The following is a 17961-nucleotide window of genomic DNA, read 5'->3' as shown; positions in this document are numbered from 1 at the left end:
TAAAAGTAATATGAACGTATTTGTAGTCGGTATCGGTTTAATAGGAGGTTCTTTTGTAAAGGACATCAAGGCAAAATTGCCCCAAGTAACCGTTTACGGTATTGATTCAAATCCTGAACATTTGGAAGAAGCACTGACCTTAAGGCTGATCGATGTAAAATCCAGCTATGACGATTTGCATCTGGCCGACTTTGTTATGGTTAGTATTCCTGTAGATGTAGTCTTGAAAGAACTACCTATAATTTTGGATAAAGTGAATGATGAATGCGTTGTTTGCGATGCTGGTTCTACAAAGGAGTTGGTGTGCGCCACTTTGGATGATCATCCAAAAAGACGAAACTTCCTGGCCTGTCATCCCATTGCGGGAACGGAGTTTTCTGGGCCATCGGCTGCTGTAAGCGGACTGTATAGTAATAAAACCAACATTATTTGCGAAGTTGAAAAAACAGCATTTAAATTACAGGAAAAGGCGCTTGGTATCTTTCAAATTTTAGGCATGAGAATTAGGTACATGAACCCCAAAGCGCACGACAAACATATAGCTTACGTATCCCATTTGTCACACATAAGTTCGTTTATGTTAGGAAAAACGGTAATTGAAAAAGAGAAAAACGAACGTGATATTTTTGATATGGCAGGGAGTGGTTTTGAGAGTACTGTACGCTTGGCAAAAAGTTCTCCGGCAATGTGGACGCCAATTTTTGAGCAGAACAAGGAGAACGTGGTTGAGACATTGGAAGAATACATCCAAAATTTATTGGATTTTAAAGAATTGCTGTTAAAGGAAGATTATAAGGGCATTTACGATGAAATGAACAACACGAATAGAATAAAATCAATTTTAAGGGGAATACCTATAAACAAGAAATAATGGAGAATACAAAAGAAATGAGGACCTGGTTAGATGATATGGGTTTAGACCATCCACTAGTTATAGCAGGGCCATGCAGTGCAGAGACCGAAGAACAAGTACTGCGCATAGCGCATGAATTAAAGGATACCGATGTCAATTACTACAGAGCGGGAATCTGGAAACCTAGAACACGTCCAGGAAATTTTGAAGGGGTAGGCGCCCTAGGGCTAAAGTGGTTGCAAAAGGTGAAGTCGGAAACCGGGCTGAAGACAGCTACCGAGGTCGCAAATAGAGCACATGTGGAATTGGCTTTGGAACACGATATTGATTTACTTTGGATAGGTGCACGGTCCACGGTTAGCCCGTTTATCATGCAAGAACTGGCAGATGCCCTGGAAGGTACCGACAAAATTGTATTGGTGAAAAATCCTGTAAATCCGGATTTAGCCCTATGGCTAGGTGGTATAGAGCGATTGCACACCGCAGGAATCGATAAATTAGGCGCCATCCATAGAGGTTTTTCAACCTATGAAAAAACAAAATATAGGAATATTCCGGAATGGCAATTGGCCATCGAGTTTCAGAACAGGTTTCCAGACTTGCCTTTGATCAATGACCCATCACATATTACCGGTAGGCGTGATATGATTTTTGATGTATCGCAGACTGCCCTAGATTTGAATTTTGACGGATTGATGATCGAAACGCACCATGATCCGGACAATGCCTGGAGTGATGCCGCCCAACAAGTTACCCCGCAAAAATTGGTTCAAATTATGAAGGATTTAAAAATACGTAAGGAAACGGACCCCGAAGCGGAGTACAACACCAAACTCAGTAATTTACGGGCTCAGATTGATGTCATCGATAATCAATTAATAGAGACTCTTGGAAAACGAATGAAAATTTCCGATGGTATAGGGGAATTGAAAAAGGAAAGAAACGTAGCCGTTTTACAATCCAACAGATGGAACCAAATATTGGGGGCAATGATTTTGGAAGGGGAGAGCAAAGGCCTAAGCGAGGAATTCGTCCTGCGAATGTTCAAGGCCATACACCAAGAATCCATTAATCACCAGGAAAAAATAGTAAATTCATAAAAGGATGAAACCCCGGCAACCGCCGGGGTTTTTTATTTGAATTGGCTCTGTTTACATATTGAAGGAGTTTCAACCTAATATTGAGTTTATCATATTTTTATGATGGGAGAAAAGCATATGGATTCACTTCTTAAAAATGTACCTGGTAATGAAAATGCCTTGTCCGTCTTGCTTTCCTGCATCCGCTTCAACACTACTGGTAACGAATGCTAGTTCCCAGCCATCCGCTGCCATTGCACTCAATTTGGAGGAAATCACGGCATCGTTCGCCGCAATATTCTGAAAACGTATCCCAGCAATGTTGTAAAAGTTCAATAATTTGGTTTCTTCAAAATCCTTCACGCGAATATCACCTCTATCGGATTTATTTCGTGTATTATCATCCTCGGTCTGTATGGATGAAAATTCTTTGTAATCGCGATCCGCATTGGCATCAATAATACGGGAACGTCCCAATCCGCTGGGAACTATTGATTCTATGCTGGTAATTACCTTAAATTGTTGGGCGTTCGCGTCCATAAACGCTCCAGTAATTAAAAATACAAGACAAATGATTCTTTTCATGTGCGTAGCTATTAAAAGGTTAAAAATTTTGGATGAATTTAAAAGCTATTTTCCGTTTAGACGAATCAATTTCAAATATTTATCCTCAATACCCTATTTATTGTTTAGTTTATGATGGGAATAGGGGTGGATGTTTATATTGGAATTCTTTATTTCTATGTAGTAAGGAACAGGGAATTCATATTAAATATTGTTATTTTGTACAGATGAAGAAAATAGGTCGCATAGCATGGTAGGAACCGTATATAAATCTACGGGAAGTTGGTATACCGTGAAAGCGAAGGATGGTTCTTTTTATGAGTGCCGGATTAAAGGTAAGTTCAGAATCAAAGGAATCAAAAGCACCAATCCCGTTGCGGTCGGAGATTGGGTACAATTTGAGATAGAGACCATTGGGGACGATACCATTGGGATAATTCATAAGATTGAGGATAGAAAAAACTATATTATTCGAAAGTCCGTCAATTTATCAAAACAAACACATATCATCGCTTCGAACCTAGATCAGGTGTTTTTGTTGATAACCTTGAACAATCCAACGACCTACACGATTTTCATTGACCGATTCTTAGTAACTGCTGAAGCTTATGACATTCCGGTCGTTTTACTGTTTAATAAAACGGACAGTTACAGCGAGGAAGAATTGGACGAGGTTAAATTTCTAGCTAACCTTTACCGCGAAATTGGCTATACCTGCATAGGCATATCCGCAAAAACGGGTAAGAATATCGACAAGGTAAAGGAACTGATGACAGGTAAGGTTTCCATGTTTTCGGGGCACTCTGGCGTGGGCAAATCCACATTGATCAATAAGATAGAGCCTCAGTTGGACATTAAGACCGCGGAAATTTCGTCGCAGCATCTACAAGGTCAACATACGACTACTTTTGCCGAAATGTTCGACCTTACTTTTGATGCTAAAATCATTGACACCCCTGGTATAAAAGGGTTTGGGATATTTGATATGGAAGCATCGGAAATTGGGGATTATTTTCCTGAATTTTTTAAGCTGAAAAGAGACTGTAAGTTCAACAATTGTATTCATATGGACGAACCCAAGTGTGCCGTAAAAGAGGCTTTGGAAGCGGGTACTGTTTCTTGGAGTCGCTACAGAAGTTACGTGCAAATGATAGCAGGTGAGGATGAGGGATATAGAATGGACGACTACGCGGAAAAGAAATGAAAGCGGTTATACAAAGAGTTGCACATGCAAGTGTTACGGTTGATGGTGAGACGACTGCCAAGATTGGAAAAGGACTGTTGGTGCTTTTGGGAATAATGGATGAGGACCAAGAAGAAGATATTTCATGGTTAACGAAGAAAGTGGCCCATCTTCGTATCTTCAATGATGAACACGGCATTATGAACAGGTCTGTAATAGAGGAAAATAGCGATATTATCGTGGTGAGCCAATTTACCCTCTACGCCTCAACTAAAAAAGGGAATAGACCTTCATATATTAAAGCTTCAAAACCAGAAATTGCCATACCGGTATACGAGTCTTTCGTGAAAACCATGGAGAAAGAATTGGGAAAAAAAGTAGGGGCTGGAATTTTTGGAGCGGATATGAAAGTCGCATTGCTTAATGATGGTCCTGTGACCATAATTATTGATACAAAAAATAAGGAGTAGAAATGAAAATAAACAACGCACAACAAGCTGTAGATGATTGGATTAAGAAACACGGGGTCCGTTACTTTAATGAACTGACCAATATGGCGCAGCTAACAGAGGAAGTTGGAGAGGTGGCACGGATTATAGCCAGACGTTATGGTGAACAAAGTGAAAAGGAGTCCGACAAATCCAAGGATTTAGGGGAAGAATTGGCCGACGTGCTATTCGTAGTGCTCTGTTTGGCAAACCAGACCAGTATAGATTTACAACAGGCTTTTGATAAAAAGTTGCAACTGAAGTCAAAGCGCGACCACGACCGTCATCACAACAATAAAAAGTTGAAATAATACTATATTTGGATTCTTTTAAATAAAATTTCTCTTGAAAATTCAATTATCGGGACCAGCGAATAAATTGTTAAAAAACAATGTCGAAATAACAGGTTCCAAGAGTGAATCCAATCGGTCTCTTTTTCTTTCAGCATTATATCCGGAAATTTCCATTATCAATTTATCCAATTCGGACGATGCCCAAGTGATGGAGCGTGGTTTAAAGCAAAACTCCGGTACGGTAGACATTCATCATGCCGGGACCGCCATGCGTTTTCTAACCAGTTATTTCGCTTCACAGGATGGGAAAGAAGTAATTCTAACCGGCTCCCAACGAATGACCGAAAGACCCATAAAAATTTTAGTGGATGCCCTGCGGACATTAGGTGCGGAAATCGATTATAAAAAAGAGGAAGGTTACCCACCGTTGAAAATAAGGGGAAAAAAATTACAGGGACAAAAGGTAAGCCTTCCCGCTAATGTTAGTAGTCAGTATATTTCTTCGCTCTTATTGATGGCCCCGAGCCTAGAAAATGGAATAGAACTGGAATTGATTGGGAAAATTACTTCCGTTCCCTATATAAAAATGACCTTAGGTTTACTCAATGAAATTGGGGTCGACACATCTTTTAAAGGAAATGATATCAAAGTTTATCCAAAGGGAACAAAAGCGCCTTTGACCTTAGTGGTGGAATCCGATTGGAGCTCGGCTTCCTATTTTTACAGTATCGTTGCCCTAGCGGATTTGGGTACGGAAATTACGTTATCATCCTATAAAGAAAACAGCTTGCAAGGCGATAGTGTTCTTGCTGATTTATACAATGCCCTAGGTGTACATACAACGTTCCAAGAACACCAGATTACCTTAAAAAAAGTATCGAGTTCGAATCCTGAATTATTTCAGGCGGACTTGGCAGATGCTCCGGATATTGCCCAGACAATTACCGTTACTTGTTTCGGTTTGGGGATAGGGTGCCACCTAACGGGATTACATACCTTAAAAATTAAGGAAACCGATAGATTGGTGGCCCTGGATGTTGAGCTTTCTAAATTAGGGGCAGATATTGCAGTAACAGATAAATCACTTACACTCAATCCAACGAATTCAATCAATGAGGGTATTGTAATTGATACCTATAATGACCATAGAATGGCTATGGCGTTTGCACCGTTGGCAATGAAAACCAATCTTTTTATAAATGATGCCGAGGTCGTTTCTAAGTCGTATCCCGACTTTTGGAAGGATATGGAATCTCTTCAATTTGGGGTCACTGAATTATAATTACGTTTTTACTTGACAACCCCTATGCGCAGATTGTATATTTGCACCCGCAAAACGCGCGGTTGAAAATCGTACATCACCCCTAATACATTTAGCATACATATGAAATTATCTCACTTTAGTTTTGAGCTCCCCAAAGAATTACTGGCAGAACATCCTTCAGAAAATAGGGACGAATCCAAATTAATGGTCATCCATAGGGAAACCGGTAAGATTGAACATAAAATGTTCAAGGATATGATCGATTATTTTGATGAAGGAGACGTAATGGTACTGAACAATACCAAAGTTTTTCCGGCCAGACTTTACGGGAATAAAGAAAAAACTGGTGCTCGTATTGAAGTTTTTCTTTTACGCGAATTGAATGAGGAACAAAGGTTATGGGATGTTTTAGTAGACCCAGCACGTAAGATTAGAATTGGAAACAAGCTTTACTTTGGAGAGGATGAGAGTTTGGTCGCTGAGGTTATTGATAATACCACATCTAGGGGGCGAACCCTTCGGTTTTTATATGATGGTGCTTACCTAGACTTTAGAAGAAAATTACGTGAGCTGGGCGAGACACCGCTTCCTAAATATATTAAGAGAGACGTGGAGCCAGAAGATGAGCAACGCTATCAAACCATTTACGCAAAGCACGAAGGCGCTGTTGCCGCTCCTACAGCGGGATTACATTTTTCCAAGCATCTTTTAAAGCGATTGGAAATTAAGGGTATCGATTTTGCCGAACTTACGCTACATGTTGGTCTGGGTACTTTTAACCCTGTAGAGGTAGAAGATCTTTCCAAGCACAAAATGGATAGTGAAGAACTTTTTATAGATGAGAAGGCTACAGAAATCGTGAATAATGCTAAGTTGAAAAAGAAAAGGATTTGCGCTGTAGGCACTACCGCCATGAGAGGTCTGGAGAGCGCCGTTTCCTCGAACCATATGTTGAATACCTATGAAGGGTGGACAAACAAATTTATTTTTCCTCCTTATGAATTCAGCATCGCTAACTGTATGGTCACAAATTTTCACTTACCAAAGTCTACATTATTGATGATGGTGTCGGCTTTTATGGGGCATGATTTAATGAAAAAGGCGTATAAACAAGCAATCCTAGAGAACTATAAGTTCTATTCCTATGGGGACGCTATGTTGATTATATAAGTCTGACATTTCTTCGCTGTATAAAATTAGGCGAAACATAGAATAATGATTATTTAAATCCTGCTTTATCAATTTAAATTTGAAAAGCAGGATTTTTAGCTAAAAAGAGTGTGGAAGTTAAGAAAAAGGATATTCGAGCCCTAACACGGGAACAGCTTCGAAATTTTTTTGTCTCCAACGGAGACAAGGCATTTCGGGGCAACCAAGTGTATGAATGGCTATGGCAAAAATCCGCACACTCCTTTGATGTTATGACCAACCTATCCAAGGAGACCAGAGAGATGTTGGAAGCTCACTACGTGATCAACCATATTAAAGTGGATCAAATGCAACGTAGTGCGGACGGCACCATAAAAAATGCGGTGCGCCTGCATGATGATTTGGTGGTAGAGTCTGTTCTCATACCTACCAAAACAAGGACCACGGCCTGCGTTTCCAGCCAAGTAGGTTGTAGTTTGGATTGTAGGTTCTGTGCCACTTCGCGTCTCAAACGGATGCGCAACCTGAATCCCGATGAGATTTACGATCAAGTGGTTGCTATTGATAATGAGAGCCGTCTATATTTCAATAGGCCATTGAGCAACATTGTATTTATGGGTATGGGGGAACCCCTAATGAACTACAATAATGTTCTAAAGGCCATCGACAAGATTACATCCAAAGAAGGACTGGGGATGTCCCCAAAACGCATAACAGTATCTACTTCCGGAGTTCCTAAACTGATTAAGCGAATGGCGGATGAACAAGTAAAGTTCAAGTTGGCCGTGTCGCTGCATTCCGCAATCGATGAGATACGGACTTCAATCATGCCCTTTAACGCTACCTTTACTTTGAGTGATTTAAGGGAGGCGTTGATTTATTGGTATGAGAAGACCAAAAGTAGGATTACTTACGAATATGTAGTTTGGGAAGGTATCAACGATACTCAAAACGATATAGATGCGCTGGTCGAATTTTGCCGGTTCGCACCTTCAAAAGTAAATCTCATCGAATATAATCCTATTGATGATGGGGAATTCCGACAAGCCTCTGATAAGGCCATAGATAGGTATGTGCGTACTTTGGAAAGCAACGGAATCGTTGTCACGGTAAGACGTTCCCGTGGCAAGGATATTGATGCGGCCTGTGGACAGTTGGCGAATAAATCTTAGTATTAGTTGGCAGTTGGCAGTTGGCAGTTGGCAGTTGGCAGTTGTCCGTTTTACAGGGAAAAAGTACAGCCAAAATTCAAACTTACAATAAAATATGTGGTTGTTTGTCCAGTAACTTCTATCCTTCAAACACAAATTTAATTCTATTTGCATCAACCATTAAACCTATCTCTTGAATACTGCTATCCGAACACTGCTAACTGCTCCCTTTTCCCTAATTTTAACGTTCAAAGCCACACCGCTTGAAGATAGTAGCGCAAATTAAGGAACCCGTAAATGACGAAATGGAGCTTTTTGAATCCAAGTTTCGGGATTCCATGACTTCCAAAGTGGCGTTGCTCAATCGCATTACCTATTACATCGTAAATCGGAAGGGCAAGCAAATGCGGCCCATGTTCGTATTTCTTACGGCCAAGCTATTAAACGATGGTGAAGTTAACGAGCGTACCTACAGAGGGGCATCGGTAATTGAGCTTATTCATACGGCTACCCTAGTACATGACGATGTGGTGGACGAAAGCAATAAAAGGAGAGGTTTCTTTTCTATAAACGCCTTATGGAAAAATAAAATTGCGGTTTTGGTCGGGGATTACTTGTTATCTAAAGGGCTCCTGTTGTCCATTGATAATGGGGATTTTGATTTGCTCCGGATAATTTCCGTTGCCGTTAGGGAAATGAGCGAAGGTGAATTGTTGCAGATTGAAAAGGCCAGGAGACTGGATATTACAGAGGACGTGTACTACGATATTATCCGTCAAAAAACTGCTACCCTTATTGCAGCCTGCTGTAGTCTAGGCGCTTGTTCTGTAAAACCCGAGAGTCCGGAAGTGGAGACCTTCCGCAAATTTGGCGAACTATGTGGTATGGCTTTTCAAATTAAGGATGACCTCTTTGACTATGGTAACCAACGTATTGGGAAACCTACCGGCATAGATATTAAGGAGCAAAAAATGACTCTACCCCTAATTTATGCCCTTAATCACTGTTCCAAAAAAGAAAAGAGCTGGGTAATCAATTCCGTAAAAAATCACAACAAGGATAAAAAAAGGGTTAAAGAGGTTATTGAGTTTGTAAAGGATAAGGGTGGTCTTGATTATGCCGTGGCCAAGATGCTAGAATATAAGGATACGGCCCTGGAACTATTAAAAAACTACCCTGAATCTGACTATCGGAGCGCGCTAGAGCTTATGGTAAATTACGTTGTTGACCGTAAAAAATAACTGTACTGCTAAAACCAAAGCGCCGAATTCATCTACCTACTCAATTTTAAATCATTGAATATCAATTTTTTGGATTAATTTTTGATTTTATTTTTATATACAGGCAACCATTTTATAAACTACAGCGTCTAGATAAATAGAAGACAGCATTAAAATTTTGAAAATCATACCACTATATAAAAACGAAAGACAGCTCATTAAGAAGGCGATTGCCGGTAATAATGATGCACAACAACGATTGTATAGTAAGCACGCACCTAAAATGCTGGGTGTTTGTAGGCAATATATTAAGGATGTTCATTTTGCTGAGGACGTGATGGTGCAAGGTTTTTTGAAGATGTTTAGAAAGTTGCACACCTTTAATCACGAAGGCAGTTTTGAGGGATGGGTCAGGCGAATTATGATACGGGAAAGTATTTCGTACTTGCGGAAACAGCAATTTGTGGTCTATGATGATGAGGTATTTCAAAATAATCAAGGAAGTGAGGTATCGCAATCGATGGATTTGGACACGGAGCATATTCAACAGTTGATAGATGGTCTGCCGCAGGGATATAAGATGGTCTTTATACTTTATGCCGTAGAAGGCTATAAGCACGCTGAAATTGCCGATATGTTATCCATTACGGAAAGTACGTCCAAGAGTCAATTGTTCAAGGCGCGAAAAATGTTGCAGGAAAAATTAAAAAATCAAAATATCATAGGTTATGGAACCAGATAAATTCGAAAAATATATAAAATCAAAATTGGAAGAACGTGAAATTACACCCAGTGCAGATGTATGGGCAAAAATTTCCTCCCAGTTGGATACGGAAAATAAGAGGCCCAACCGTAGGTTTTTCTGGTACGGAGTGGCGGCAAGTGTCCTCGTAATAATTGGTATTGTTGTTTTTTATAACAATTCAGGAATAGAGGAGGGAAGTAGAAATGATAATAGCATCGTTGAAACGCCAATTATTGGGGAGATTGATGAAAAACCGGACCTAAAAACCAATGATATTACGCCAGATGCCCTGGTGCTTGAGCAAACAAAGGACGGCAAAGGAACCAATAGTAAAAAGGCCGAAGATGAAGCGTCAAAAATGATAGAAAATAAGATGCTTTTAGAGGATAGTGGAAAACAAGAAATTGCTCAAAAGTCAACAAATAGAGAAATTTTTGATACTGCCCAAATTGCTAAGGTGCCAGAGCATGTGTTAGATTCCAAAATTGCTGAGGTCGTGGTGCAAGTAGATATGCTGGAACTTTCCACAGAGGTTTCCGATGCTGAAGTGGATTCACTTTTACGTAAGGCCCAAGAAGATATTTTAAGGCAACGGCTTTTTAACGTGGATAACACCGTTGACGCCATGGCTTTGTTGACAGAGGTTGAGGAGGAACTTGATCAATCCTTCCGAGACCAAATTTTCCAATCGCTAAAGGCTGGTTTTCTTAAAGTTAGGACTGCTGTCGCAGACCGAAACAACTAAATCTTACAATTTAATCTTAAATCGTTAACTCCATATTTTACTATGGGGACAGGAACTGGAGTTTTATTCATCAACTGATACCGAGTTTAGGCGAGGTATCAAAAACAATCAAAAAAATGAGAACAATCACACTTTATCTGTTAGTATTATTATCTTTTTTTATTACAAAATCTGTGTTTGCACAGGAAGAAAATAGCGAGCGAATAGACCGTTTGGAGCAACAGAAGGAAAAAATAACCTTACAGGAAAAAGAAGCGCTAAAGTTTGAGGTTGAGGAAATTAATAAACGTTTGGAAAATGGGGCCATTACTGAGAGCGAGGCCAATGACCTAAAGCAAGCTGCCGCTGAAAAAAGAGCGCTAAATATCGAAAACCGCATTGCGATTTTAGATAATCAAATTGCCTTGTTGCAGCGTAATGAGGGTAAGACCCTAATCCTTATGGAAATGGACACCTTGGACAATGATAGAATCCGTTTGGGTATAGATATCGATGGTAAACCTGTGGTTAGCTTTAATTCGAAAAGGTGGAAGCGCGAAATCAAGTACGATCGCAGAACGTACTCGGATTTTGTTTTCGCATTGGGACTCAACAATGCCATCATAGACGGGGAATCTTTGGAGGATAGTCCTTACAAAATTGGTGGTAGTCGTTTTTTTGAGATGGGTTGGCAATGGCGCACCCGTGTTTTTGAAAACTCAAATTTTCTAAGACTTAATTATGGTTTTTCCTTTCAGTTTAATGGACTTAAACCTAAGGACAACCAATATTTTGTAGCTGTTGAAGACGGGCAGACAGAGCTTCAGGAATTTGATTTGGAATTGAATAAATCCAAACTACGCATGGATAATTTGGTCTTCCCTCTACATTTTGAGTTCGGACCTTCCAAGTTGCGAAAAACAGAGGAGACCATGAGGTATTCCTTGAATAATCAATTTCGCTTGGGAATTGGTGGTTATGGTGGATTTAATCTGGGTACACGCCAGAAACTCAAGTACGACCGAAATGGCGAAAGTGTAAAGGACAAATTGAAAAGGGGCTACAATACGTCCAACTTTGTGTACGGCTTAAGCGCTTATGCAGGATTTGATGGGGTGCTGCTTTATGTGAAATATGACCTGAACCCAATATTCAAGGATGCCCTTGTGGAGCAACGCAATGTCTCGTTAGGCCTTAGGTTCGATTTATAAATAGCTGAGTGTTTATCTTAATGGAAAGGGTACGAGGTCACGAATCAGGATTATCGTACCCTTTTTTATTCTTCTAGCGCTTTAAGCATGGGTTCCGTAAATTCAGTTTTATAATATATCTTTTTGCAATGGTTACATTCCGCTGTAACAGTAGTTGAGATTTTAAAAAGTTTGATCCAAAATAAATGAAAATAATTGTGGAGTGAATACATGGTCAAGGTTCCCATTTGTTCACAATGTGGACAAGGAACATTGGCAACTTGTTCGGTTTTGGTTTTCCCTGGTCTAGTTCCAAAAAATAAGATCATAAACTAAAAAATACGATATCAAAGAAGTTCAAAGGAAACGGAAATGTAATAAACCCTCTTGTTACCCGTATTTCCGTAATAAACGGATTCGGTAATTTCGTTGTTGTTCGTATCGCTTATGCTAATAGCCTTTCCAATACTCCTTCCAATTTTTTGGGATATGGCTTCGGCTTTTTCTTTTGCATTATCGAATGCGGCCTTGGCATAATTTGCCATTTGTTCATCGGTTAAACGGGCTTCCATGGTAGTGTCCGAACGTGAAACTCCAATAGATTTGACGTTTAAAAATTTTTGCATTTCGGCTATGGATGTAGTTTTAAAGGTCATGACCGTACCTTCCTTCTCATAACCTAAAAGAGCATAATATAAGGCGTCCTCCGTAAGTTGGTCGGTTTTAATACCCGCCTTGGACAGCTTATCCAAATAGGTGGACTTTACTTCGTCCAAGCTCATGGTCATGGCATCGTAATACACGTTATTGAGACTTACGATCATCTTACTAGAATATTCCGGGCTTATGGAATAATCCGTCGTGCCGTTAACGTTAATACTGTTAGGCGTGGTTTGTGCTATTATTAATTGGGCCGTAAAAAACAGGAGTAATGCTAATAAATTCTTTTTCATTGTTCTTTTTATTCAATTCAATACTAATATAGGGGTAGAAATCGATATTTTTAGTTTTATTTTTACGTTTCCCAATCCTTTAAAAAACTAATTTTTGATTTCAAAAACAACCATAGATCAAGTTTATGAAACTGCCCGTTTGGAGGAGGTCATCGGGGATTTTGTGCAATTGAAGAAATCGGGTTCCAACTTCAAGGGTCTTAGTCCTTTTAGTGACGAGCGTACCCCTAGTTTTATGGTTTCTCCGGTAAAACAGATATGGAAGGACTTTAGCAGCGGCAAAGGGGGTAACGTAGTGGCCTTTTTGATGGAGCATGAACATTTCACCTATCCGGAAGCTATCAAATATTTGGCTAAGAAGTACAATATTGAAGTTGAGGAAACCGAACAATCCAACGAGGAGAAGGAGCAGGCCAACGAACGTGAAAGTATGTATCTGGTTTCTGAGTTCGCCCAGAAGTATTTTAAGGAAATGCTTTGGGAAAGCGAGCTGGGAAAGGCCATAGGTTTAAGTTATTTTAAGGAGCGTGGTTTCACCGAGGAAACGATAAAAAAATTCGATCTGGGATACTGCCTAGATCAGTGGGATGGTTTTACTACTGCCGCACTGGATAAGGGTTATAAATTGGAGTATCTGGAAAAAACGGGGTTGACAATCGTAAAGGAAGATGCAAATAACCCGAATAGCCCGAAAAAATTTGACCGGTTTAAAGGTCGTGTTATGTTTCCCATTCACTCGCTGAGTGGGCGTGTATTAGGTTTTGGTGGTAGAATACTTACGAACGATAAAAAGGCGGCCAAATACCTGAATTCTCCCGAAAGCGATATTTACCATAAGAGTAAGGTGCTGTATGGAATTTATCACGCTAAACAGGCCATAGCAAAAGAGGATAATTGTTATTTGGTAGAGGGGTATACGGATGTCATCCAGTTCAACCAACGCGGAATCAACAATGTAGTTTCCTCTAGTGGTACCGCTTTGACGCCCGAGCAGATTAGGTTGATCAATAGGCTCACCAAAAATATCACGGTATTGTTCGATGGTGATGCGGCCGGTTTGCGGGCCTCATTAAGAGGAATAGATTTGATTCTGGAACAAGGCATGAACGTCAAAATTTGTACGTTCCCGGAAGGGGAGGACCCGGATAGTTTTGCCAAGAACAATGACTATGAGGATGTAGTGCGCTATCTCCAGGAGAATGCTAAGGATTTTATCCAGTTTAAGGCTTCGTTATTAATGAAAGAAGCCTCTGACGACCCCATTAAAAGAGCGGATACCGTAAGGGACATTGTAAACAGTATAGCTAAAATTCCCGACCGGATAAAAAAGGAAATATACATTCAGGAGTGCGCCCAAATAATGAACATATCGGAAGCGGTATTGTTTAATACATTGGCGCAAATAGACAAAAAGGAATCCTACGAGGCCAAGAAAAAAACACAACAGGACCAGACCGCTTTTAATGTGGTCCGGAATGAAACCGTACAAGAAAAGGTAGATGTACAATTTGAACTAGAACGAAAAATAATTGAGATGTTACTGCTTTATGGCGACCAAAAAGAGGAATTTGAAGATTTGGTGCTTAAGGAAAACGACAAGGGCGATTTAATCTTAGAGCCAGAATTCCTGGAGATTAAGGTCTATGAAAAAATCTACCTTGATTTACAGGACGATGAAATTGAATTGGCCAATGAACGTTTCCGGAATATGTATTACAAGATTATAGAAGCTCTTAACGAAACTGAAGATTTTTCCATTAATGGTTTTATTTCCAACTTAGAGCAGGAAATGGCCAATGATATTTCTTCTATTTTAATGGAAGAGGAAAAATATGCCCTACATAATTGGGAAAGCAAGGACATTTACCCCAAAAGTAAAGCCACCGGTATTTCCCAATTGGTAAGTGAGACCATTTTAACGCTCCGCTGCTTCCTAATTAAGAAACGTATGGAGAGTTTGCAGAACGAAACGCAACATAGGCAGGATGATAATAAGGAAACTCTAGAGGAGATAATCAACTACCTGCAGTTGAACAAGCTTTTGAACAAAAAACTGAATAGGGTGCTGTCCTGAACCAAAAAAACCCGCAGATGCGGGTTTTTATCTTATAATTTAGTGTCAGATTAATACAGTTCCAGCGCTTTTGCCTGTTGCAATAAATCTACCATGTTGTCCACATTCAATTTTTTCATTAAACGTGCCTTATAGGTACTGACTGTTTTTTCATTGAGGTTTAATCCTTGGGCTACCTCTTTGTTTCGTTTTCCGCTGGCAAGAAGTTTTAAAACTTCTACTTCCCTAGTTGATAACTTACGGAAGAATCTTCTTGGCTTCTTGGTGCCTTCATCGAACGCTAACCTTTGGGCCAACTCGTTGGTGATGAACATGCTCCCTTCACTTACTTTGGTAACTGCGGAAATAATGTAATCGATATCCGAGGATTTGGCTAAGTATCCGAAAGCACCAGCCCTAATAGCACTTAACGCATAGACATCTTCCGATTGTCCGCTGTACATCAAGACTTTTACATCGGGATATTCCTTTTTGATTTTGCGTAAGGCGGCTATACCGTTCATTTCCGGGATATCCATTTCTAGCATTACAACATCGGGGGTTACATTTTCCAGTTTTTCAAAAAGTTCTTCAGTAGTGGCAACATCGTCCACCATTTCAAAACCTGTTGCGGAATCCAGTACGTTTCTAACGCCCATTCTGACGATGGGGTGGTTGTCCGCGATTAAAACTTTGATCATTATGTTGAGTTTTCTAGATTGTCTTTATGTGCTGATTGTGTATAAAACCGCACATGCAATGTAAGACTTAATAATCTAAATTAGAAGTCAAAGATGTACTATTTTTCTTTAAACCATTAATTTGTAAGCAAAAACTCGTTTTATATACCTGATTGTTAGGTGAGTGGTTTATTTTAACGTTTCTGGAATTATACAAATGGGAATGGGCAGCATTTTGTGTTGATTCATCGAATTAAACCTACTGAATATAGAGAACACCTCTCTGTCACGGCCCGTAAAGTCATCTATGGTCTTACCTTCGTCTTTCATTCTCATGGCCCATTCCAATTCTGGATAGGAGGCACCTATCTGGTCTTCATCGGTCCTGTCATCTCCCCATAGTCCATCTGTTGGAGGGGCTTTTATAATTTCTTCGTTCACACCCAAGAACTTTGCGATTTCATATACTTCTGTTTTTAACAAATCGGCTATCGGACTTAAATCTACACCTCCATCTCCATATTTGGTATAAAACCCTACACCAAAATCTTCAACCTTATTTCCGGTACCGGCAACGAGATAACGGTTCAGGGCCGCAAAGTAATACAAGCTCGTCATGCGCAGCCGTGCACGTGTGTTGGCCAAAGACATAAAGCGTTCCTCTTCATTTGCAACGGTAGGGAATGCGGCTACCAAACCATCAAAGATAGGGGTAAGGTTTACGGGCTGTCGTTTTACGTTCTCAAAATTAGCCTGCAACCAATCAATATGCCTAGATGCCCTATCCGATTGAGTTTCTGCCTGATGTATGGGCATTTCCAAGCAGAGCAGGTCCAGTCCCGTTTTTGCACAAAGGGTTGAGGTCACGGCAGAATCTATACCGCCCGATACACCAATCACAAATCCCTTCTGCTTGGCATTGGTGGCATAATCCCTTAACCAATCCACTATGTGGTCTATCACTTTTTCAGTTTGCATATCCCTATCAATATTTGTTTAAATCGATTAACTTTGCACTAAAAATAAACTGTACTCGCTGAAAAATAAAATGTAATTGGAAATACTTCGTATGAAAAAAACCATTTTTACCGTATTATCAATTTTAATGCTATTTATTGGCTGTAATGATAGCGATAAGGTGGCTGCCGAAGTGGCAAAAATCCCAATGGACCTGGAACTATCACGTTTTGACCTGGAATTCGCAGAGGCCACTCCAGAGGGACTTCCTGGTTTAAGAGCGACATATCCGTATCTGTTTCCCGCACCGGACAGCATCTGGATAATGAAAATGCAGGATTCCTTGCAGGTGGAGTTGTTTCAGGAAGTAGGGAATACCTTTCGCAGTTTTGAGGATGAGGAATTGGGATTACAGGAAATGTTCAGGTATGCCAAGTATTATTTTCCCGAATTCGTGCCACCGCATGTTATTACCGTGACGAATGATGTGGATTACAATAACCGGGTCATACTTACAGATTCTTTACTACTAATTGGACTGGACAATTATTTGGGTGCTGAGCATAAATTTTACGGAGGCTTTCAGCGGTATATTGCCAAGGGTCTTGACCGTAAATATTTGGTGAGCGACGTTGCCAGTGCCTTTGCAAAGAAAGTAGTGCCCAGACCACGAGATCGTACCTTTTTGGCGCGAATGGTCTATTTTGGCAAGGAACTGTATGTAAAGGATAAGCTGATGCCGGAAGCTGACGATACTGTCAAGATTGGATATTCCGAGGAGGAAATGGATTGGGCCATTGCCAATGAAGAACCTATTTGGCGAAATTTTGTTGAGCAGGAATATTTGTACAGTACGGACAATAAATTAAACCTCAGGTTTTTAGACCCTGCACCATTTTCAAAATTTGGTCTGGAGCTGGATAACGAGTCACCAGGAAGGTTGGGCAGGTACATTGGATTGCAAATTGTACGTTCCTTTATGGAGAATAATGATATTGGTCTAAAACAGTTACTGGCCATGCCGGCAGAAGAATTGTTTAAAAAATCAAACTACAAACCTAGAAACTAAATGGCAGATTTGCACACATCGGAAATAACTTTGATCGTAGGATTGGATGAAAACCGTGTACCGGAAAAATTGTCTTGGTCCGCTCAAGATGGGGGAATAGATAATGAAGATGCAAAAGCAATGTTGTTATCTGTTTGGGACAGTAAGAATCAGGAATCCTTGAAAATTGACTTATGGACCAAGGATATGCCCGTAGACGAAATGAAAATCTTTTTTCACCAAACCTTGGTTTCGTTGTCCAATACTTTTATGAAGGCCACCCAAGATGAAAAAATGACGGCCACCATGAAGGATTTCTGTGATTATTTTGCGGAGAAAATGGAATTAAAACGGTAGGCGCAGAGCC

20 protein-coding genes are annotated in these 17961 nt (G+C 40.1%); 15 read left to right on the top strand and 5 right to left on the bottom strand.

The genetic code is table 11. The annotated features are described in order from the left end of the window. Window positions 1-10: 10 nt before the first annotated feature. On the top strand, window positions 11-871 hold the full coding sequence (locus tag N8A89_RS03430; protein WP_281540992.1) for a prephenate dehydrogenase: 861 nt from the start codon (window positions 11-13) through the stop codon (window positions 869-871). Next, entirely contained in the window at window positions 871-1953 is a 1083-nt protein-coding gene (locus tag N8A89_RS03425; RefSeq protein WP_281540991.1) for a bifunctional 3-deoxy-7-phosphoheptulonate synthase/chorismate mutase type II, read from the top strand. The genes N8A89_RS03430 and N8A89_RS03425 overlap by 1 nt, the downstream gene beginning before the upstream one ends. 123 nt (window positions 1954-2076) lie before the next feature. On the opposite strand, the gene N8A89_RS03420 is transcribed toward N8A89_RS03425, so the two are convergent. Continuing rightward, on the bottom strand, window positions 2077-2517 hold the full coding sequence (locus N8A89_RS03420) for a hypothetical protein (RefSeq protein WP_430682073.1): 441 nt from the start codon (window positions 2515-2517) through the stop codon (window positions 2077-2079). Between the two features lie 229 nt (window positions 2518-2746). On the opposite strand from N8A89_RS03420, the gene rsgA reads away from it, so the two are divergent. The 10 genes from rsgA to N8A89_RS03370 all read left to right on the top strand — a co-directional run bounded on the left by rsgA (window position 2747) and on the right by N8A89_RS03370 (window position 11924). Beyond that, the gene (gene rsgA, locus N8A89_RS03415) at window positions 2747-3700 is read left to right on the top strand and encodes a ribosome small subunit-dependent GTPase A (RefSeq protein ID WP_281540990.1); all 954 of its coding nucleotides are present in this window, start codon (window positions 2747-2749) and stop codon (window positions 3698-3700) included. Further along, on the top strand, window positions 3697-4149 hold the full coding sequence (gene dtd, locus N8A89_RS03410; protein WP_289644939.1) for a D-aminoacyl-tRNA deacylase: 453 nt from the start codon (window positions 3697-3699) through the stop codon (window positions 4147-4149). Before rsgA ends, dtd begins: the two co-directional genes overlap by 4 nt. Before the next feature lie 2 nt (window positions 4150-4151). Further along, window positions 4152-4478, top strand: coding sequence for a nucleotide pyrophosphohydrolase (locus N8A89_RS03405; protein ID WP_281540989.1), 327 nt, complete (start codon window positions 4152-4154; stop codon window positions 4476-4478). 34 nt (window positions 4479-4512) lie between these two features. Beyond that, entirely contained in the window at window positions 4513-5742 is a 1230-nt protein-coding gene (locus N8A89_RS03400; protein WP_289644938.1) for a 3-phosphoshikimate 1-carboxyvinyltransferase, read from the top strand. Window positions 5743-5844: 102 nt separating this feature from the next. Then, complete coding sequence (gene queA, locus N8A89_RS03395) at window positions 5845-6894, top strand: tRNA preQ1(34) S-adenosylmethionine ribosyltransferase-isomerase QueA (RefSeq protein ID WP_281540988.1); 1050 nt, start codon at window positions 5845-5847, stop codon at window positions 6892-6894. A gap of 110 nt (window positions 6895-7004) precedes the next feature. Beyond that, on the top strand, window positions 7005-8045 hold the full coding sequence (gene rlmN, locus N8A89_RS03390; protein ID WP_281540987.1) for a dual-specificity RNA methyltransferase RlmN: 1041 nt from the start codon (window positions 7005-7007) through the stop codon (window positions 8043-8045). Window positions 8046-8287: 242 nt separating this feature from the next. Beyond that, complete coding sequence (locus N8A89_RS03385) at window positions 8288-9265, top strand: polyprenyl synthetase family protein (protein ID WP_281540986.1); 978 nt, start codon at window positions 8288-8290, stop codon at window positions 9263-9265. A gap of 157 nt (window positions 9266-9422) precedes the next feature. Further along, window positions 9423-9986 (top strand): RNA polymerase sigma factor, encoded by a 564-nt coding sequence (locus N8A89_RS03380; protein ID WP_281540985.1) that lies wholly within the window; start codon window positions 9423-9425, stop codon window positions 9984-9986. Then, window positions 9973-10734 (top strand): hypothetical protein, encoded by a 762-nt coding sequence (locus N8A89_RS03375; RefSeq protein ID WP_281540984.1) that lies wholly within the window; start codon window positions 9973-9975, stop codon window positions 10732-10734. The genes N8A89_RS03380 and N8A89_RS03375 overlap by 14 nt, the downstream gene beginning before the upstream one ends. A 116-nt stretch (window positions 10735-10850) precedes the next feature. Continuing rightward, on the top strand, window positions 10851-11924 hold the full coding sequence (locus N8A89_RS03370; protein WP_281540983.1) for a hypothetical protein: 1074 nt from the start codon (window positions 10851-10853) through the stop codon (window positions 11922-11924). A gap of 65 nt (window positions 11925-11989) precedes the next feature. On the opposite strand, the gene N8A89_RS03365 is transcribed toward N8A89_RS03370, so the two are convergent. Continuing rightward, window positions 11990-12232, bottom strand: a complete 243-nt coding sequence (locus tag N8A89_RS03365; protein WP_289644937.1) for a zinc-ribbon domain-containing protein — start codon at window positions 12230-12232, stop codon at window positions 11990-11992. Between the two features lie 18 nt (window positions 12233-12250). Then, complete coding sequence (locus N8A89_RS03360; protein ID WP_281540981.1) at window positions 12251-12856, bottom strand: SIMPL domain-containing protein; 606 nt, start codon at window positions 12854-12856, stop codon at window positions 12251-12253. A 94-nt stretch (window positions 12857-12950) separates the two neighbouring features. On the opposite strand from N8A89_RS03360, the gene dnaG reads away from it, so the two are divergent. After that, entirely contained in the window at window positions 12951-14930 is a 1980-nt protein-coding gene (dnaG, locus tag N8A89_RS03355; protein ID WP_281540980.1) for a DNA primase, read from the top strand. A gap of 50 nt (window positions 14931-14980) precedes the next feature. Here the strand turns inward: dnaG and N8A89_RS03350 are convergent, their stop codons facing one another. Together N8A89_RS03350 and nadE are read right to left on the bottom strand one after the other, a co-directional pair. After that, window positions 14981-15610 (bottom strand): response regulator, encoded by a 630-nt coding sequence (locus tag N8A89_RS03350; protein ID WP_281540979.1) that lies wholly within the window; start codon window positions 15608-15610, stop codon window positions 14981-14983. Between the two features lie 168 nt (window positions 15611-15778). Continuing rightward, window positions 15779-16567 (bottom strand): NAD(+) synthase, encoded by a 789-nt coding sequence (gene nadE / locus N8A89_RS03345; RefSeq protein WP_281540978.1) that lies wholly within the window; start codon window positions 16565-16567, stop codon window positions 15779-15781. 91 nt (window positions 16568-16658) lie between these two features. Between nadE and gldB the strand changes: the two genes are divergently transcribed. After that, window positions 16659-17615, top strand: coding sequence for a gliding motility lipoprotein GldB (gldB, locus tag N8A89_RS03340; protein ID WP_281540977.1), 957 nt, complete (start codon window positions 16659-16661; stop codon window positions 17613-17615). Continuing rightward, on the top strand, window positions 17616-17951 hold the full coding sequence (gldC, locus tag N8A89_RS03335; protein ID WP_281540976.1) for a gliding motility protein GldC: 336 nt from the start codon (window positions 17616-17618) through the stop codon (window positions 17949-17951). Window positions 17952-17961 lie beyond the last annotated feature (10 nt).

Origin of the sequence: Maribacter aestuarii (assembly GCF_027474845.2) — a bacterium.
In the GTDB taxonomy this organism is placed as follows: domain Bacteria; phylum Bacteroidota; class Bacteroidia; order Flavobacteriales; family Flavobacteriaceae; genus Maribacter; species Maribacter aestuarii.
This window is presented reverse-complemented; position numbering and strand designations above follow the sequence as displayed.

Excerpts from the sequence above, each read along its gene's own strand:
- N8A89_RS03350 (WP_281540979.1), bottom strand. The coding sequence starts at position 15,610 with ATGATCAAAGTTTTAATCGCGGACAACCACCCCATCGTCAGAATGGGC.
- nadE (WP_281540978.1), bottom strand. The coding sequence starts at position 16,567 with ATGCAAACTGAAAAAGTGATAGACCACATAGTGGATTGGTTAAGGGAT.
- dtd (WP_289644939.1), top strand. The coding sequence starts at position 3,697 with ATGAAAGCGGTTATACAAAGAGTTGCACATGCAAGTGTTACGGTTGAT.
- N8A89_RS03375 (WP_281540984.1), top strand. The coding sequence starts at position 9,973 with ATGGAACCAGATAAATTCGAAAAATATATAAAATCAAAATTGGAAGAA.
- N8A89_RS03370 (WP_281540983.1), top strand. The coding sequence starts at position 10,851 with ATGAGAACAATCACACTTTATCTGTTAGTATTATTATCTTTTTTTATT.
- N8A89_RS03425 (WP_281540991.1), top strand. The coding sequence starts at position 871 with ATGGAGAATACAAAAGAAATGAGGACCTGGTTAGATGATATGGGTTTA.
- N8A89_RS03430 (WP_281540992.1), top strand. The coding sequence starts at position 11 with ATGAACGTATTTGTAGTCGGTATCGGTTTAATAGGAGGTTCTTTTGTA.
- gldB (WP_281540977.1), top strand. The coding sequence starts at position 16,659 with ATGAAAAAAACCATTTTTACCGTATTATCAATTTTAATGCTATTTATT.
- N8A89_RS03365 (WP_289644937.1), bottom strand. The coding sequence starts at position 12,232 with ATGATCTTATTTTTTGGAACTAGACCAGGGAAAACCAAAACCGAACAA.
- queA (WP_281540988.1), top strand. The coding sequence starts at position 5,845 with ATGAAATTATCTCACTTTAGTTTTGAGCTCCCCAAAGAATTACTGGCA.
- rsgA (WP_281540990.1), top strand. The coding sequence starts at position 2,747 with ATGGTAGGAACCGTATATAAATCTACGGGAAGTTGGTATACCGTGAAA.
- gldC (WP_281540976.1), top strand. The coding sequence starts at position 17,616 with ATGGCAGATTTGCACACATCGGAAATAACTTTGATCGTAGGATTGGAT.
- N8A89_RS03360 (WP_281540981.1), bottom strand. The coding sequence starts at position 12,856 with ATGAAAAAGAATTTATTAGCATTACTCCTGTTTTTTACGGCCCAATTA.
- N8A89_RS03420 (WP_430682073.1), bottom strand. The coding sequence starts at position 2,517 with ATGAAAAGAATCATTTGTCTTGTATTTTTAATTACTGGAGCGTTTATG.
- N8A89_RS03405 (WP_281540989.1), top strand. The coding sequence starts at position 4,152 with ATGAAAATAAACAACGCACAACAAGCTGTAGATGATTGGATTAAGAAA.